Raw genomic sequence first — 17,126 nt, forward strand, 5'->3', positions numbered from 1 at the left:
TGCTCATCGCCATCGCGATTCGCCGCTGGTCCTTGCGGGCGATCTCTGCCGCGCACAGCCAGGCCAACGCCTCGCGCAGGTTCAGTTCCTTGCGTGCCGCCTCCTCGAGCAGGTTGTCGAGCTGATCCCTAATCGCAGTCAGTCGCAGGCGGCTGAGCATGTCGTCGAGATCCTCGATGGGGACAGGCGGCATCGTGGCCATCGGCTGCAGGCGACGATTTGGTTGACCAGTTTTGGCGAGGCTCATGCCGCCACCTCCTCGCCCACCTCGGCGGCATAGACCGCCAGTGAGCGGGCCAGTTCTGAGCTGCGCATCACGCCGGTCCGCCGCCGCGTTCCGCTCCCACAGGGCGGGGACGCGGCTGAGGCGGACCCAACGCAGCTGGCGCCATCGGCTGAGGGCAGTGACCGTTCGGCCAAGTCCTGCTGCGGCGCTGGCACCAGGCCATCCCAGTGCCCCCGCAGCACGGAGCGATGGCGCCGATTGGCCACCACGCGCTCATGTCGAGCGACGACACGGCCGCCATAGCGGATCAGCACTTGCTGATCCCGCAGCAGAACACTCACCCGCTGCTTGAGCAGCTTCCAGGGGACGCTGTACCAGTTGCCCTCCACCTCGACGCAGGCGTCGTTGTGGACCACCCGCACCAGCTCCCGCTCCGCCAGGAACGACGGCTTATGGGGCAACGGCTGCAGGGCAGTTGCCTCCTCCCGCTGGAAACGCACCACCGGCTGTTCACCGGTCGTTCCGTGGATGCGAACATCGGCCACCTCCCGGCTCCAGTGCTCCAGGTGCGCTTCCAGCGCCTGCCAGCTGGCGAACTCCCGGCCGGCCACCGCATTCGTCTTGACGTAACCGACGCCGCGCTCGTCCTTCCCCTTGGTCCTGGCCCGGTAGGGCCGGCAGGCTTTGGGGAGGAACCCCCAGTAGCGAGCAAAGGCATCGAGCCGTTCGTTGAACACCAGCACCTGGCGAGCCGGATCGTGCTCCTTGACCAGGGCACGGGCGTTGTCGAACAACACCTCGGCCGGCACCCCCCGCCAGTGGCGGAAGGCCTCCTCCATCGCCAACAGCCAGTTGACCTGGCGCTCGTGCCGGTAGGCCCGCACCACCAGCCTCCGCGAGTACCCCAGGGTCAGCACGCACAGGTGCACCTTGGCCCTCTCGCCGGCTATGCGGGCGTAGGACTCACCGAAATCGGCCTGCAGTTGCTTGCCCGGCGGCGTCTCAAACCGCACCGTTGCCAGGGCAGCGGCCCGCAGCTCCTGCCGCCAGGGCTCCACCGCCCGCTCCACGGTGCGCAGTGACACGGCGATGCCCTTCTCGCTGGCCAGCTCCTGGCGCACCACATCGGCATTGCCTTTGTGAGCAAGAAACCGCTCCCTGAGCCAGTCGCACTGACCATCGAGAACGCCGATCCGCCGGGGTTTGCCGTAGGCCTCCCAGCCTCCCTGCCGCCGGTACTTACGGACGGTTTCAGGCGAGCAGCCCAGCTCCTTGGCGATCCGCCTGCGGCCCCACCCAGCTGCGGTGAGGCCAAGGATCATCTGGACATCCTCTGGTGTTTCCAACGCCGCATCCCGGGAGCTCTGCTCCAGAGGTGACAGCACCGCGGTCATGGCGCTGGGCCTGGTCAGTGGCTCGCAGAGGGGGGCCAGATTTCGTGTCGCATCTGGACCAGTTTTCGCTGTCGCCTGACACTGCCCAGGGCGGTCAGCATCGGCGCCGCCGCTCGCGCATCGTCACCGGAGTGCGCAGGCGCACCACGGTGCGCACGTTCAATGGCTGGAAGGGCGTCGAACCCGGCTGGTTCGAGATGGATCTGGTGGCGCACTGCGGTGGGCGCATGGAGGGCCCGTTCCTGTGGACGCTGGTGCTCACCGATGTGGCCAGTGGTTGGAGCGAATGTGTCCCGCTCCCCAGCCGCGATGGCCTGCTGGTGCGCTCAGCGCTCCAGGAGCTGCGGAAGCTGATACCGATGCCTCTGCGCGGCATCGACGTGGACAACGACACCGCATTCATGAACGAGGAGCTCGAGCGCTGGTGCGCCGAGGCCCGCGTGCCAGTCGAACTCACTCGATCACGGGCCTACAAATCCAATGACCAGGCCTGGGTGGAACAGAAGAACGGCATGCTGGTGCGCCGCGTGGTGGGGCACCGCCGGCTGGAAGGAGCTCAGCAATTGGAGCGGCTCTGCCAGCTGTATGCCGCTCTGCGCCTGTTCACCAACATCTATCAACCATCGGCCAAGCGAATCCCGTTTGAGGAGACTGACCTGCGGGAGGGCCGCCGTCCCCGCCGCCGCCATGACGAACCGCTCACCCCAGCTGATCGGCTGCTGCGATGGGGAGGCATGGGCCGCAAGGGCCGCCAACGCATCAAGAAGCTGCAGCAACAATGCGACCCGGTCGCCCTGCTGGGGACGATCCGCCACAACCAAGCGGCCCTGGTGAATGGGGGGCGCGAGCCAGACCAGGAAAGAGAATCCGCCTCAACCACTTCCCAGGAGCTGGATAGCTTCTTGAACAGCCTGCGGCTGTTATGGCAGCGGAGTGAACCTGCCAAACGGGGCGGCTGGCAAACGCCCACCCGCACGTATCGCACTCGGGCAGACCCGACGCTGAGTTGCTGGCATCTAGTTCTCGAGTGGCTGCTGGCTGATCCGTTACTCACAGGCCAGCAGGCAATGCAGAGGCTGGATCGCGAACAACCCGGGCTCTATGGCGGCAGCCTGCGAACCCTGCAGCGGCGAATGACGGACTGGCGTGTTGCCAATGCCGAACAGATGGTGGGCATGCAGATGGAGGCATTCCAAGAACAGGAAAACAACCAGCTCAACAGGAAAGAGGAGCCAAAGCAAAGGTGACAATTAAACGGGTAACAAAAATTGCGAGGCAACGCGCCCGCCTACGTAGTTGACACCGGGCATTCACCCTGGGGCGGTTTCCGGGGTGCACGTCACAGCCATCAAGCGGTTGTGGCAGTTGATGGTTCCACAGCGTATACAGATCTATCTCGTGCTCAGATTGCGTGTTCCTCTCACCAGCCCGTCTTCTCGTTTTCGTGAAAACAGTTTCCTAAGGGCGTGACTAGCCAAATCATATTCGTATTCTGTCCCTACGCTGAATGCTTCGAGAAAAGAGTCCCACTTGGAAAGTTGCTTGACACCTATCTTGATCAGTGCTTAAATCAAGCAAACCCTGAGAACAGAAAGAAGTATATGTCGACCGTTGCGACTCCCGAAATCAATCTTGCTATCGTGTCTTCAGCGTTTAATGAAGAGGCAAATATCCTCTCGCTATATGAAGCCTGTGTTGAGGCCGCTGAGGGTCTTCAGCGTGAAATGCCGCTGACTCTATTGAATTGGCGCCTCTTTCTGATTGATAATTGCAGTGAAGATCAAACTACATTGGAAATCAGGAGATTGATTCGTAGGGATCAGCGGGTCGTTGCCTTTCGGAATGCCCGTAACTATGGGGTTGAGTCTTCCTTTATGTATGGGCTGCAGAATGTTGAAGCTGCTGATGTTGTCATGCTCATGTGCGCAGACCTGCAAGATCCACCAAGCATTGGCTTCCGCATGCTCAAGCAATGGATTGACAACAGAGACAGCGTTGATGCTGTACTTGGTAGTAAGGAAAGATCTGCGGGTACTCCCATCATTAAGCTTGGCCGTAAACTCTACTATCGTATGATGAACTTTTCTAATCGTGATCAGGCTGTCCTCGGTGGTTTCCATGGTTTTGGTTGTTATTCTAGCTCTGTTATTGATCAAGCCCTTTGGCTGTGGTCGAACACTTCATTGAATCTGCGCAGTTGCTTGATCAGTGCTTCGAGCTGTCATCAGGTTATGCGTTACGTCCAGCCAGACAGAGTCGCTGGTCGCTCTAGCTATTCTTTCCTTGGGTATGTTAACGAGGCCCTCGTCGCGATCTTTTCAGGAAGTTCTATCGCAGGCAGGATTAGCCTCAGAATTGGGGCCTTTGGAATCTTGGTGTCAATTGTCCTTGCCTTTTCTATTCTTGCCAATAAGCTGTCCGGGTTTAGCGGCTATGCACCCGGTACTGTGACAGTCGCTATCCTCGTCATTTTTTCTGCAGCAATTCAAATGATCATGCTTTCTTTGGTGTCAAGACAAATTGAAGCACAATCAAGAGTCTCCTATCGGCAGCGTGTTCAAAGTAGGCGCATATCTAATTGATGGCAGTCTTCTCATACCGCTACTGCAAGTTCTTACTTGCAGGTGTATTCTTCACTCTCGCAGGACCGTCTCTATTTGTGATTCTAGCGTCTCAACTGGCTCCAGGCCTCGCCTCATTCTTCTCTGAAATACTCATCCACTGTCTCCGCTACTTCTCACATAGTCGCTTTATCTTTAGCGACAATAAAGTCAGGGGAATCCGCACATATCTCTCTGCTGCAGTTCCCCTGAGTCTGTTGAATATCTTTCTGGCAATCACTCTGACTGGGTTGATTGGGAAGATAAATATGGCCATTCTATTAGGATTGCTTGGAAGTACTGGAGGATATCTCTGGTCAAAGGTATGCTATCAGTATGATCTATCCGCGAAAATCCGGGAAAGCAGAAATAAAAGCCATGATTAGCTCCAGTTCTGTGTTTTGCCAAACTCGGACTTGCGAATCGCGTCACTTTCGCTTCAAGCCTTACGCTGTTGCCTCTTGGAACATGATCTGACCTTTATGAATGGGGCCTTCTAGGGCCTCCACCCCTTGTGGGTTCATGCATGATACTCAAGAGACTTATTGATAGCCATGGCGGAGTCAGCAATCTGGTGGTCTAAGGGCTTGATCTTGACACCATACGTCCTTGCCATCTCGGTATAGTCTGAGTCGTCGGCGCAATAAATATCCATGGGTAAACTAGTGTCCACATCTGCAATGGGAGCAGGAAGACCAAAATGAGTTGAGACCAACAAGGCCAACTCTTCAAGGCTCACTGTAGAATTCACAGCTGGAACTGCGTTTGATGGAGGAGTGTCTCCACTTAGGAGCCAATACAGTGCGAGCTCAGCGATGTCACTCGCATTGCCGTAGCTTCTAATCACTGGATGTTGAGCTCTGATGGTTATCCGTTGCCCAGAAGCGGCCTGAAGAAGAAAGTCGCCCAAAGCATACTTCTTCGGTTCGCGCATCCAGCGGCCGGTTAACCCGTAAACTCTCAGGATCAAGCTAGGTGCAATTGATGATAATCGTCTTTCTTCATCAAGCTTCAGAGCTCCATAAAGCTGGTGTGCGGTGGATGGGGGGCATACGACTTCATCCAGACCATTTTCAACCATGGTGGCTGCGCCCGAGGAAATTTCAACAACTCGAGCCGTTGGTCTCGCTTCTAAGGCTTTGCTCGCTAAAGAGATGATCTTGCGATTCATTGTAATGAAGGCCTCTTCCCCCAACGCGTGTAGCCGATCTGGGGTTAGAAATGCACAATGAATCAGCGCCGACAATGGTTCTCGTGCGGCGAGCTCTGGCAAGGCCTCCAAAGGCAGAATTCTGAGATACGTGTCATCTGAAAGGGCTAATCGTCCCTCGCGGCTCGCAAAAGGTGTGACTCGCGTCTTGAATTCTTCGGGTGAGATGACTCGCTGCAGTTCATCAATCACAGTACGACCAACCCATCCCGTTGCTCCCGTGACTGCGATCAAACCCTCCATCACGATTAGGTGGACTCCATGGCCAAGGGGCTTGCCTCTGGTTCCATTTCACCAAACCGTCTGCCAAAGGCAAGCTTTGGATATACCTTACTGGTCTGTGAAAGCTTTACCTCAAGGAGATAGGGACCTTCCTCGCTTAGCATCCGCGCTAAAGCTTGATCAACGCTGCCGGGGTCAGCAAGGCGATCAGCGGGAATACCATAAGCATGCGACACAGCTACGAAATCAGGGGACGAATAACCAATGACAGTAGATTGTAAATTGTCCTTGAAATACGATTCTTGAAACTGCCGAACCATTCCATGGCAGTTATTGTTGAATAGTACGATCTTCAAATCAAGTTGGTTCCGACGTAGTGTCTCGAGCTCCTGTATATTCAATTGAAAGCTGCCATCGCCGCTCACTAGAATGGCTCGGGCTTTTGGTGCGGCCATGATCGCGCCAATGGCAGCCGGCAGTCCGAAGCCCATTGCTCCCATACCACCAGATGTAATAAACCGATCGTCATTCTTAAAGCCTAGGCTTTGTGCGGCCCACATCTGGTGTTGCCCCACGTCCGTAACGTAAAGAACTTGCCTGCCTGGTTGAGTTCGACTTAGTGATTGGAGAACCTGAACAGGATTGATTTCTTGTGGCTCTGCTCTGTACTCCGAGTCTGCCGGAAACTGATTGCGTAGGGTTGAAATACGCTCTGGCCACCCATGCGGAGTGGCAGCTAGAGGGTTCTGCGGTATCTCCGTTTTCAGTGCAGTGGCCAACTCGGAGATGCTGGCATGGATTGTCCTCTGTGGTTTGATGCGAACCCCGATCTCAGTTTGATCAACATCAACTTGCCAGATCTGCTTGCCTTCACAAAAGCTACCAACGTCTGCACCAGTCTGACGAATGTCCAGTCGACTGCCGACCACCACCAGCAGATCTGCTTCTCCCAGGATCTTATTAGCCCAGCGGTTCCCATAGGACCCGATAAAGCCGACCCGCTGATCGTTAGTGGCGCTGAGCAAGTCTACGGCCATCAGCGATAGCACGACAGGAATGTCCAGCTTGGCGCTGATTTGCCTTGCCGCCACTCGGTTTTGAAAACTAGCTGCACCCCCTCCAAGAAGGAGCAGTGGCCGCTCCGCTCGGGTAATGGCATCCAAAAGATCAGCGACTTGGTCAGCCAAGACAGGATTGACTGTCTCACAAGACATTGAGGCCAATGGGCTTGCGCCAGCGCGCTTTAGCACAGGCTCTACGAGCTCTAGAGGTATATCTTCTGCCTGAACATTCATCGGAATGTCCACGAGACACGGGCCTTGTCGGCCCTCGAGAGCAATAGAGAAGGCGTCTTCAAGTACATGGGGAAGATCCGCTGCATTCTTCAACTGAATCGCCAACTTACAGATTGGCTGGGCCATCGTTACGATGTCAGTCTCCTGAAATCCAAGCTGCCGAACACCAGTGTTGACCTTCAGTTCGTGAGTGTTCACTTGACCTGTAATGAACACTGCCGGGGTTGAATCAAAGAAGCAACTTCCGATGGCGGTGAGGAGATTGGTTGCACCAGGTCCACTCGTCGCTAACGCCACACCAGGAACGCCACTGGTTCGAGCAAATCCCTCAGCTGCGAAGCCTGCGCCTTGCTCGTGATGGCACGAAACAATCCGGATATCTGTGGTGTGACTTAGGGAATCTAAAAGATGGGTAATCATACCTCCCACCAGTTCAAAAGCATGGGTGACACCTCTGGATTCCAGGTAGAGAGCAACGAAATCGGAGGCTTTCATCTCGGCGATACGGTGGAAGGGACAATGAATGGAATTATCTGACTTTCAACAGACAGCAATCCGATTGCATTTTCCTTCTATTCTTTCCGTGAGTTCAGAAAGGTATTCATTCGGCTCTGGCCGTTGTACGCCAGAATGCATCTGCCAACGCCTGAGCACTGAAGAAGGATGTGGCACGTTGCCAAATGCCAATAGACTTTTGAGTAATGTAGTACCCTTTAGGTACTCCAGTATGAATTTCGTCAACCGTTTCGCGGCGTTCACCAATTTCAGCCCAGGAGTCCTACTGTAACCATCTGTCGCTGGGTCGTTACCTGTACTGTGAATCGGCATCGAGACACATGCAACCGAAACAAGAAGTCCATTCGAGTTTGCAAACTGCGTGATGATGTGCAATGGACGAGAATCAAAGGATGCAGTTGTCGACGTCGCCACTGCGGATGACCTTCTTGGAATCAAAAGCCCCATTATCGTAGCCGATCTGAGGAGTAGCGGACAGTTGGGTCGTCTCCGGTCGGCTACTCCCCCAGCTGTCAGTCGACGCTCCTTCCCACCCTTCCCTTGGTGCAGTGGAGAGTGGGGTCAGGCTCCCATCACTAGGGATTGGCCTCGACTTGGATAGTTTTAGGCCATGCTTGAAACGGGCAATGATTGAGGGGCTCGAACTGGAGTGATTGCCTACCCTCAAACTCCTTCCTATGTCAGTATGGCCATCACGGGTCCAAATATTTCGCTAGTGCTGAACTCCTAAGCGGTGAACCTGGCGCCTTGTGAGGAATAGGACGATCAAGGTTCAGCCCTATGGCATTGCAGGCGTGACAAGCTAGTTGTTGGTCCATAGCCAGTTTCACTACTGGTGCACTCCCTTGATTTGCAGTGCCTCTGAACAGAGAAACTGCGATTCAGCAGGCTCTCTGTCGAGGCGAATCGACGACTCCTTAGGGGGCTCCGAAATCCCTACCAGATTCAAGTATTGGTTGCGCTGTCAAGACAACACTGTTGAGTTAAGAATGCATGCACACCAGATCAAGACGGATCTTCTCTTCCGCTGATTGCGGGTAGGTATTTAAGGAGCAACAGCACAATCAGGATATGATGCAGTTACTCCCAGACTTTCCATGGAGCCTTGTGGGACTGCCACAGTTCCTCAAGATACACTCGGTCTCGCAGCGTGTCCATGGGCTGCCAAAAGCCTTGGTGCTTATACGCCGCCAACTGTCCATCCGTCGCCAGACCCTTGAGAGGCTCTTGTTCCCAGATGACTTGATCGTCATGAATACGGTCAATGACCGATGGCTGTAGGACAAAGAAGCCACCGTTGATCCAGCCACCGTCCCCATGGGGTTTTTCCTGGAAGCCATGAACGATATTGGCCTCATTGAACTCTAGGGCGCCGAAACGACCAGGGGGCTGGACGGCAGTGAGAGTTGCTTCAAGGCCATGGTTGCGGTGGAAAGCAACGAGTCCAGTGATGTCGACATCTGAAACACCGTCGCCATAAGTGAAACAGAATGAGTCATTGCCAATATAATCTTTGACTCTCTTTAGTCTTCCCCCTGTAAGTGTGGATTCACCTGTATCTACCAGGGTCACCTTCCAGGGTTCGGCCGCTTGGCGATGAACCTCCATGTGATTGATATCCATCCGGAAGGTTACATCGCTTGTGTGCAGGAAGTAGTTGGCAAAATACTCTTTGATGACGTAGCCTTTGTACCCACAGCAAATGACAAAGTCGTTGATGCCGTGAAAACTGTAGGTCTTGAGAATATGCCAAAGAATTGGCTTGCCCCCAATCTCCACCATGGGTTTGGGCTTGAGATGGGTTTCTTCGCTGATGCGGGTGCCGAGGCCTCCGGCCAAAATGACAGCCTTCATGATGAGGTGGTGTGAGCCAACGGTGGACGAACGGTTTTGGCCGGTGCTTTTGCCGACTGACTATAATGCACCTCCATCCTGGCAAGCAATGCACGTACTATCTTGAGTGCAATGATCTCTTCTAGCTTGTCGTAGGTCTCTCTCGCTCCTCGGGGTGATCTGCATAGTGTCACTTGGGGTCTGCGCGCTCTCTCCAGAATAGGAAGGCCTGATTGCTTCCATATGGATCCGTATAGGTTCTAATCAGCCGCAAGTTAGGATCGGAGCGTAGGATCCTTAAAACTTGACCTTGTATCTTACTGCTTGGAAGCCACGGAAATGTATCCGTATTGCTTTCATTGAACGCCACCACATAATCAGATGAGTTGATCGATTGAATGAAGAGCGGGATATTGTCAGACAGATAAAGGTCTCTTGTTTCGTTTGCGACATTCCCCTTGGCGAGATAGAATTTTAGTGTAAAGCTATTGAAAAACTTGTTTGATGTTGTAAAGAATACTGATAATGGCTTTTCGTTCCTTATTCTGTTATCCTTCTGATTCTGGAGGATATCATTGTAGAGGGATTCGATGGCGCTTCTGCGATATTGCACTTCTGACGATAAAACCCCTGTCTGCTTGCTTATGTGATACCAAGGCCACTGAAACTGGCCCACTCCGAACAAAGCAATGACGATGATAAACGTATAGCTCATGTTGTAACCATATCGACTACTCCTCAGAGCTTTGTAAACTTCGGCAACGAGTAGTGCGAAAGTGCATAGAATATAGAAGTAGAGAGATGCTCCAAAGAAGTTCATCTTCAGCTTCGGAACAGTAACGAGCAGATATAGAACAACAAAACCACACCACAATGGTATCGAGCTAGCCAGCCTTCTCCAGTCTTTCTTGTAAAGCAGCGCAGCAGTGCACACAGCTATCAATAGAAACCATGCATAGACCCACTTCCCCATGGCTATCTGGCCGCTTGCTGATGTTAGATAATAGGAAAGATGATCAGCTAGAGTCAGTTCTGCATTTGGATCCCACATTGAGGCGTTGCTGCTGAAAACAACTTCATAGATATAGGCATAGATCTGCTTATGTGCTGCCACGTAATATGGCAGCGCAATCGCTAGTGCAACCACAAGGCAACGAAGGTTTGATGCCAGGGCGGAGCGTCTACGATGCTTAAAATCGGATTGGTTGATGTCAATAACAAAGGCAACAAATAGGCTAGCCAGAGCTGCGAAGAGCGTAATCGGAAAAATCGAAGGCTTGGCTAGAAGCGAAAATCCGATCAGTATCCCAATGATTATGGAATTCTTTTTGCTGCTGGTGACTTTGGATTGCTTTCTCAGTGAAAGAATAGTAAATGCTGCTGTGATCAAGCCCCAGGCAAGATCAGGTCTGCACTCAATGACCAATTGTCCATTAACAGGCCAAGATAGGGCAATCATTCCGATGAGAATCTTCCCGGCCCTGGAAACTCCCTGAGCTAGGCTGTCGAGAAGGATAAGCAGGAAAAGGACAAAGACGCCGTTGATGACAGGAGGGGCCCAGTTGTGGACCCCGAAGATGGAAAAGCCGATCAGCGGTACAAGCGTGGCTAGGGGCGCATGGGGAGGACTTTCAATCAAGTTCTCCGCGAGTGCCTTTATCCCATGATCATAGAGTATATTGAGCCTCGATAGAGCATCCGTGAAATAGACGATGTCATCGTATGTTGGTGGTAGGGCTAATTGCCCTTGACGTAGTGACTGATTGATGACTAGACAGGAAAAGACTATCGACATCAAAAGCCAGATGATGAGATTATCTCTCCTGTCAAACGTCCTGGTCATGGGTTTGCAGATCTCGTTCTGTGGCATGGTAATTGAGCGCCAGTGATGAGCCTGGTCGCTTAAGCCACGCAGCTTACCTTGCTAGAGATTGATGAAGCGGGCAGCACTCAGCGAATGCGATCCTTGTGATATATCTTTAGGATTCGATCTCTTTGGCTTGTCGTGTCTGACGACCAGCACGCTTTTGTCGGTCTGGCCGCAAGCGCTGATTCTTTCATCCTGCCATGGCTTCGTCGGATACGGTGTTAGGTATTCGATTCCTTTGTCAGGGTTCGATCCTCTACCTGGTTGTTCATGCTTGCAGTGGTCTGGGCCACCGGGGGGCGACCCAAGGTGGAGTAGCTCCTAAGTTTGTCGTCGTTCTGTGGGGCGTGGCTTAGCAGGTCGTTACCGGTTGCCAAGGTTCCGTAGGCCCTCAGGAGGGCCTTCGATCGCGGCTGGTTCCACTGCTTTCCCAGGACCCTGAGGCTAGATGTGCTGTTCCCCTTTTTCCCTTGCTTCAGGGGGGCAAGGCCTGGCCTTTTTCAGTTCCCATCCCATGGCCTCAGATGCTGTTCTACGCCACGGGGGTCATGATGTCGGGTCATTGTGTTGAAGGCCCGTCACCATTGGATGGCTTTACAACTGTAGCGGTCGATCATTTGGCACATCTAGCCCATGGCCATCGAAGCGTCTAGTCGCCCACCACGATGAAGCAGGCCAGGGGAATAGTGCCATCCACGGAATCCCTGACCTGTCCTATCTACCGGATTCCAGCCCTGGCGAAGCCCCCTCGCGTTGATGGCCTGCGATCTTCTGGCCACCACGCTTAGCGTTTTCCAGCTGCGTGCTGTCGCCATGGATAGGGTCGCCAAGTCGTTCCTGCGGGTATCGCTGCACCGACAGTTGCGGGTTTCGGAGCCGTACCAGTCCCAGATCCGGTCGACGACTTATAGGGCAGGGTTGTGACCGGTTTCAGTCCCTGTCTGGCTCTCGGCCTGCCGATTCACTGTTGAGGGCTGATGCCCTTGGTCTGTGGTGGTCTTTTCAGATCTGGCATCCGACTCCGGGTGTCTGAACACGGGGTTGATTCGCGAGTCTTGCCCCATCATCCGAAAGGACATCAGTCAATTCCCTGAGCAGGACTCCTGCCCTTTCGGGGTGGTTCCGGCTCAGGCGTTCCCGGCCGTTCCTTGCTAGGCGAGCTAAGGAGTCAGACTCGATGACGTATGAGGCCTGAACCAGTGGTCCGCACCACCACCCGGCCATCCTGCTCCCGCCCTTGCCACGGAACTGCCAGCTGAGACCGAACGCATGGAGGGCTTGCCTCACAATGACCTCCTACATTCCTTCAAGCACCGCGGCTTCTGGCAGCCCATGGACACCCTGCGCGACCGCCAGCGCCTCGAAGACCTCTGGCAGCAGGGCCGCGCCCCCTGGAAGATCTGGAGCTGACCATGGCCAGCACCTCCCCCCGGCGGGCCTGGCAGCAGCCCGATCCTGCCTTCTGGCAGGGCAAGCGGGTGCTGCTCACCGGCCACACCGGCTTCAAGGGCAGCTGGCTGGCCCTCTGGCTCTGCGAGCTGGGGGCCCGCGTCACCGGCTTCGCCCTGGCGCCCGACACCGAACCCTCCCTGTTCGACCAGCTGGGCCTGGCCGGCCGCCTCGATCACCACGTGGGCGACCTGCGTGATCCTGCCGCCCTCCGCGAGCTGGTGGCCGCCGTCCAGCCGGAGGTGGTGCTGCACCTGGCGGCCCAGCCCCTGGTGCGCCGCAGCTACGCCGAGCCGGTGCTCACCTGGGAAACCAACGTCCTGGGCACCATCCACCTGATCGAGGCCCTGCGCCCCCTGGCCCAGCCCTGCGCCGCGGTGCTGATCACCACCGACAAGGTGTACCGCAACAACGAATGGCTCTACGGCTACCGGGAGAACGACCCCCTCGGCGGCCACGACCCCTACAGCAGCAGCAAGGCCGCCGCCGAGCTGGCCATCAGCTCCTGGCGCGCCAGCTACTGCGGCACCCTGCCCCACCAGTCGCCCCACCTGCGCATCGCCAGCGCCCGGGCCGGCAACGTCATCGGTGGTGGCGACTGGGCCGCCGACCGCATCATTCCCGACACTGTCCGCTCCCTGCGCGCCGGTGAGCCCATCACCCTGCGCAACTCCGCCGCCACCCGCCCCTGGCAGCACGTGCTCGAACCCCTCGGCGGCTACCTGGCCCTGGCCCAGGCCCTCGCCGAGCCGTCCGATGGGCTCGCCATGGCCGAAGCCTTCAACTTCGGGCCCCAGCTGGAGGCCAACCGGCCCGTGCGGGAGCTGGTGGAGCAGGCCCTGCACCACTGGCCCGGCACCTGGATCGATGCCTCCGACCCCACCGCCCCCCACGAGGCGGGCCTGTTGAATCTGGTGGTCGACAAGGCCCACCACCGCCTCGGATGGTCGCCCCGCTGGGATTTCGCGACCACCACCGCCCGCACGCTTCAGTGGTATCGCCGCGTGATCGAAGCCGGCGACGACCCCGTGTCCTGCTGCCTCGACGACCTCACCGCCTATCTCGCTTCTCTCCCGCCGGGCCGATCCACCCCATGACTGCCGACCTCGACCAGCTCAAGCAGGAGATCCTGCGGCTCACCCGCGACTACGCCCGCCGCGCCCACGCCGGCTTCCGCCCCGGTGACGACCCGGAGCGCACCCCCCACGCCGACGGCCAGACCATCCCCTACGCCGGCCGGGTCTTCACCGAAGACGAGGTGGAGGCGGCCGTGGGCACCACCCTCGACTTCTGGCTCACCCTCGGCACCGAAGGCGCCGCGATGGAGAGCGAGCTCGCGGCCTTCCTGGGGGTGCGCCACAGCCTGCTGGTGAATTCCGGCTCCTCCGCCAATCTGGTGGCCATCTCGGCCCTCACCTCCCATCGCCTGCCCGCCGAGCGGCGCCTGCGCCCCGGCGATGAGGTGATCACCGTGGCCGCCGGCTTCCCCACCACCGTGGCGCCGATCCTGCAGGTGGGCGCCGTGCCGGTGTTCATCGACGCCGATCCGGTCACCGGCAACGCCTGCTGCGACCAGCTCGAGGCCGCCTACCGGCCCGGCGTCACCAAGGCCGTGATGATGGCTCACGCCCTGGGCAACCCCTTCGATCTGGCCGCCGTGCTGCGCTTCTGCCGCGCCCACGACCTCTATCTCGTCGAAGACAACTGCGACGCCTTGGGGTGCTCCTATTCCATGCCCCGGGAGCTGGCCGAATCCCTCGGCTTCAGCGACAACAGCCCCGGCCTCGATGAGGGCCCCGACCGCGTCATCCGCTGGACCGGCACCTGGGGCGACATCAGCACCCAGAGCTTCTACCCGCCCCACCACCTCACCATGGGTGAGGGCGGCGCCGTCAACATCGTCCGCGACCAGAAGCTGAAGGTGGTGGCCGAGAGCTTCCGCGACTGGGGCCGCGACTGCTGGTGCCCCTCCGGCAAGGACGACACCTGCGGCAAGCGCTTCGACTGGCAGCTGGGCGAACTGCCCGCCGGCTACGACCACAAGTACATCTACAGCCACCTCGGCTTCAACCTCAAACCCCTCGATCCCCAGGCCGCCATCGGCCGGGTGCAGCTGCGCCGCCTGCCCGAGTTCATCGAGGCCCGCAAGCGCAACTGGCAGACCCTGCGCGAAGGGCTGGTGGCCACCGAGCACGTGCTCGAGTTCTCCCTGCCCACCCACGCCACCGGCTGGGATCCGCAGACCGGCTTCTCCTGGGATTCCACCGGCTGCCGCACCGACTGCTCCTGGTTCGGCTTCAAGATCGCCGTCAAGCCCGACGCCCCCTTCCGCCGCACCGACCTGGCCCGGGAGCTCGATGCCCACCGCATCGGCAACCGCATGCTCTTCGGCGGCAACCTGGTGCGCCAGCCGGCCTTCGTGCAGCTGCGCGCCGATCGCCCCGACGCCCTGCGGGTGGTGGGCGATCTGGCCGGCGCCGACGCGATCATGGTCGACACCCTCTTCCTCGGCACCTACCCGGGCCTGACGGCGCCGATGCTGGCCAAGGAGATCGACGTGATCCGGGCCTTCTGCCAGGCCTGATGCGGCTGTTCCTCACCGGCGGCACCGGTTTCATCGGCTCCCACGTGCTGGCGGCGGCCCTGGCGGCGGGCCATCAGGTGCGGGCTTTGCGCCGCAGCCCCGCCTCCGCCCCGGTGATCCCCCTGCCGCGCCAGCCCCAGTGGTGCCAGGGCGATCTGCTCACCCTGCCGGCCTCCGCGCTGGAGGGGGTGGAGGCGGTGCTGCACCTGGCCTCGGCGGGTGTCAGCCCGAAGCAGGTGCCCTGGGCCGAGCTGGTGCAGGCCAACGTGGCCGGCAGCCTGCGGCTGCTGGAGCTGGCGGCGGCGGCGGGGGTGCGCCGCTGCGTCGTCACCGGCACCAGCCACGAGTACGGCAACGCCGCCCGCCGGTTTGCGGCCATCCCCCCCGATGCCCCCCTGGAGCCCCTGAGCGCCTACGGGGCCAGCAAGGCGGCGGCCTTCCAGCTGCTGCGCACCTTCGCCATCGAACGGCGCCTGGAGCTCTTCTACGGCCGCATCTTCACCGCCTACGGCGAGGGCCAGTTCGCGGGCAACTTCTGGCCCTCCCTGCGGCGCGCCGCCCTGGCCGGGGAGGATTTCCCCATGACCTCCGGCCGCCAGGTCAGCGATTTCGTGCCCGTCGCCGCCGTGGCGGTCCACCTGCTGGAGGCCTGCACGCGCCCCGATGTGGACCCGGGCCGCCCCCTGGTGACCAACATCGGCTCGGGCGTCGCCACCAGCCTGCTGGCCTTCGCCGAGGCGGAATGGAGCCGCCTGGGGGCGACCGGTAGATTGCGCCCCGGTGTGCTTCCCGACCGACCCGATCAGATCGAGCGATACGTTCCGGACCTGGCTGGTTTGAGGCTTCCCGCGTCCCCTCTGCCCTGAATCCGATGAAGGTCCTGATCACCGGCGGTTGCGGCTTTCTCGGCTCCAACCTGGCCGCCTCCTACCTCCAGGAAGGCGCCGAGGTGATCGTGCTCGATGCCCTGTTCCGGCGCGGCTCGGCGGCCAACCTGGCCTGGCTGGAGTCCCAGGCCGCCCCCGGGCGCTTCCACTTCATCCAGGGCGATCTGGCCGAAGCCGAGGCCGTGATGGCCGTCTTCCGCCGCCACGCCCCGTTCGACTACATCGCCCATGTGGGCGGCCAGGTGGCGATGACCACCTCCCTGACCGATCCCGCCCGCGACCTGCAGACCAACGTGCTGGGCACGTTCCACGTACTCGAAGCCGCCCGGGCCCTCTCCCCCGAGGCTTTGATCGCCTATAGCAGCACCAACAAGGTCTATGGCGACCTGGAGGGCCTCCGCTACGAGGAGACCCCCACCCGCTACCGCCTCCCCGATCACCCCGAAGGCCTCGATGAAGCGCTGGGTCTGGATTTCTCCACCCCCTACGGCTGCTCCAAGGGGGCGGCGGATCAGTACGTGCGCGACTGGGCCCGCGTCTATGGCCTGAAAACGGTGGTGTTCCGCCACTCCTCGATCTTCGGCGGCCGCCAGTTCGCCTCCTTCGACCAGGGCTGGGTGGGCTGGTTCTGCCAGAAGGCGATCGAGCAGAAGCGCGCCCACCAGGCCGGTGTGGCCCCCGAGCCCTTCACCATCGCCGGCACCGGCAAGCAGGTGCGCGATGTGCTCCACGCCGACGACCTGATCTGCCTTTACCGGGCCGCCTACGAGCACCGGGAGCGGATGACCGGCGAGATCTTCAACATCGGCGGCGGCGCCGCCAACTCCCTCAGCCTGCTGGAGCTGTTCGCCCTGCTCGCCGAGCTGCTGGCCATTCCGCCGCTGGTGTACACCCCCACCCCCCGCCGCGCCAGCGACCAGGACTGCTTCATCGCCGACATCACCAAGGCCCAGCGTCTCCTGGGCTGGTCGCCGGCCATCTCCTGCCGCGACGGGGTCAGCCGCATGCTCGCCTGGACCGAAACCAACCTGATGGGTTGAGCG

Annotated in this window: 11 protein-coding genes and 2 pseudogenes; 7 read left to right on the forward strand and 6 right to left on the reverse strand. The window is 58.7% G+C overall.

Going from position 1 to position 17,126, the window contains the following annotated elements; genetic code table 11:
• Positions 1-247: pseudogene (locus tag VB737_RS08805) on the reverse strand (hypothetical protein); the annotation flags it as partial.
• A complete protein-coding gene (gene istA, locus VB737_RS08810) occupies positions 244-1,620 on the reverse strand; it encodes an IS21 family transposase (RefSeq protein ID WP_500312484.1) in 1,377 nt (458 codons plus the stop codon). The pseudogene VB737_RS08805 and the gene istA, both read right to left, overlap by 4 nt.
• Positions 1,621-1,664: 44 nt before the next feature.
• Here istA and VB737_RS08815 point away from each other — a divergent pair, with 44 nt between their 5' ends.
• The gene (locus VB737_RS08815; RefSeq protein WP_500312485.1) at positions 1,665-2,867 is read left to right on the forward strand and encodes an integrase catalytic domain-containing protein; all 1,203 of its coding nucleotides are present in this window, start codon (positions 1,665-1,667) and stop codon (positions 2,865-2,867) included.
• Positions 2,868-3,158: 291 nt separating this feature from the next.
• Positions 3,159-4,202, forward strand: a complete 1,044-nt coding sequence (locus tag VB737_RS08820) for a glycosyltransferase (protein ID WP_500312486.1) — start codon at positions 3,159-3,161, stop codon at positions 4,200-4,202.
• Positions 4,203-4,740: 538 nt separating this feature from the next.
• Here the strand turns inward: VB737_RS08820 and VB737_RS08825 are convergent.
• From VB737_RS08825 to VB737_RS08840, 4 genes are all read right to left on the reverse strand, one after another.
• On the reverse strand, positions 4,741-5,673 hold the full coding sequence (locus VB737_RS08825; RefSeq protein WP_500312487.1) for an NAD-dependent epimerase/dehydratase family protein: 933 nt from the start codon (positions 5,671-5,673) through the stop codon (positions 4,741-4,743).
• Between the two features lie 5 nt (positions 5,674-5,678).
• Positions 5,679-7,442 carry a thiamine pyrophosphate-binding protein gene (locus tag VB737_RS08830; protein WP_500312488.1) on the reverse strand — a complete coding sequence of 588 codons (1,764 nt, stop codon included), beginning with the start codon at positions 7,440-7,442 and terminating at the stop codon, positions 5,679-5,681.
• A 1,101-nt stretch (positions 7,443-8,543) separates the two neighbouring features.
• Entirely contained in the window at positions 8,544-9,317 is a 774-nt protein-coding gene (gene rfbF, locus VB737_RS08835; protein ID WP_500312489.1) for a glucose-1-phosphate cytidylyltransferase, read from the reverse strand.
• A 169-nt stretch (positions 9,318-9,486) separates the two neighbouring features.
• A complete protein-coding gene (locus VB737_RS08840) occupies positions 9,487-11,166 on the reverse strand; it encodes a hypothetical protein (RefSeq protein ID WP_500312490.1) in 1,680 nt (559 codons plus the stop codon).
• A gap of 1,299 nt (positions 11,167-12,465) precedes the next feature.
• Here VB737_RS08840 and VB737_RS08845 point away from each other — a divergent pair.
• The 5 genes and pseudogenes from VB737_RS08845 to VB737_RS08865 form a co-directional block, all read left to right on the forward strand.
• A pseudogene (locus VB737_RS08845) lies at positions 12,466-12,573 on the forward strand (glucose-1-phosphate cytidylyltransferase); the annotation flags it as partial.
• A gap of 2 nt (positions 12,574-12,575) precedes the next feature.
• Positions 12,576-13,709: a CDP-glucose 4,6-dehydratase gene (gene rfbG, locus VB737_RS08850; protein WP_500312491.1), complete on the forward strand. Its 1,134-nt coding sequence runs from the start codon at positions 12,576-12,578 to the stop codon at positions 13,707-13,709.
• The gene (gene rfbH, locus VB737_RS08855; RefSeq protein WP_500312492.1) at positions 13,706-15,196 is read left to right on the forward strand and encodes a lipopolysaccharide biosynthesis protein RfbH; all 1,491 of its coding nucleotides are present in this window, start codon (positions 13,706-13,708) and stop codon (positions 15,194-15,196) included. Before rfbG ends, rfbH begins: the two co-directional genes overlap by 4 nt.
• The gene (locus tag VB737_RS08860) at positions 15,196-16,062 is read left to right on the forward strand and encodes an NAD-dependent epimerase/dehydratase family protein (RefSeq protein ID WP_500312493.1); all 867 of its coding nucleotides are present in this window, start codon (positions 15,196-15,198) and stop codon (positions 16,060-16,062) included. Before rfbH ends, VB737_RS08860 begins: the two co-directional genes overlap by 1 nt.
• A gap of 5 nt (positions 16,063-16,067) precedes the next feature.
• Positions 16,068-17,123 (forward strand): SDR family NAD(P)-dependent oxidoreductase, encoded by a 1,056-nt coding sequence (locus VB737_RS08865; protein ID WP_500312494.1) that lies wholly within the window; start codon positions 16,068-16,070, stop codon positions 17,121-17,123.
• Positions 17,124-17,126: the final 3 nt, after the last annotated feature.

Origin of the sequence: Synechococcus sp. BA-120 BA3, from assembly GCF_034931285.1 — a bacterium.
In the GTDB taxonomy this organism is placed as follows: Bacteria; Cyanobacteriota; Cyanobacteriia; order PCC-6307; family Cyanobiaceae; genus Cyanobium.

What these genes read in the sequence shown, in the direction of transcription:
- istA (WP_500312484.1), bottom strand. Translation starts at nt 1,620, where the DNA reads ATGACCGCGGTGCTGTCACCTCTGGAGCAGAGCTCCCGGGATGCGGCG.
- VB737_RS08825 (WP_500312487.1), bottom strand. Translation starts at nt 5,673, where the DNA reads ATGGAGGGTTTGATCGCAGTCACGGGAGCAACGGGATGGGTTGGTCGT.
- VB737_RS08830 (WP_500312488.1), bottom strand. Translation starts at nt 7,442, where the DNA reads ATGAAAGCCTCCGATTTCGTTGCTCTCTACCTGGAATCCAGAGGTGTC.
- rfbF (WP_500312489.1), bottom strand. Translation starts at nt 9,317, where the DNA reads ATGAAGGCTGTCATTTTGGCCGGAGGCCTCGGCACCCGCATCAGCGAA.
- VB737_RS08840 (WP_500312490.1), bottom strand. Translation starts at nt 11,166, where the DNA reads ATGCCACAGAACGAGATCTGCAAACCCATGACCAGGACGTTTGACAGG.
- rfbG (WP_500312491.1), top strand. Translation starts at nt 12,576, where the DNA reads ATGGCCAGCACCTCCCCCCGGCGGGCCTGGCAGCAGCCCGATCCTGCC.
- rfbH (WP_500312492.1), top strand. Translation starts at nt 13,706, where the DNA reads ATGACTGCCGACCTCGACCAGCTCAAGCAGGAGATCCTGCGGCTCACC.
- VB737_RS08860 (WP_500312493.1), top strand. Translation starts at nt 15,196, where the DNA reads ATGCGGCTGTTCCTCACCGGCGGCACCGGTTTCATCGGCTCCCACGTG.
- VB737_RS08865 (WP_500312494.1), top strand. Translation starts at nt 16,068, where the DNA reads ATGAAGGTCCTGATCACCGGCGGTTGCGGCTTTCTCGGCTCCAACCTG.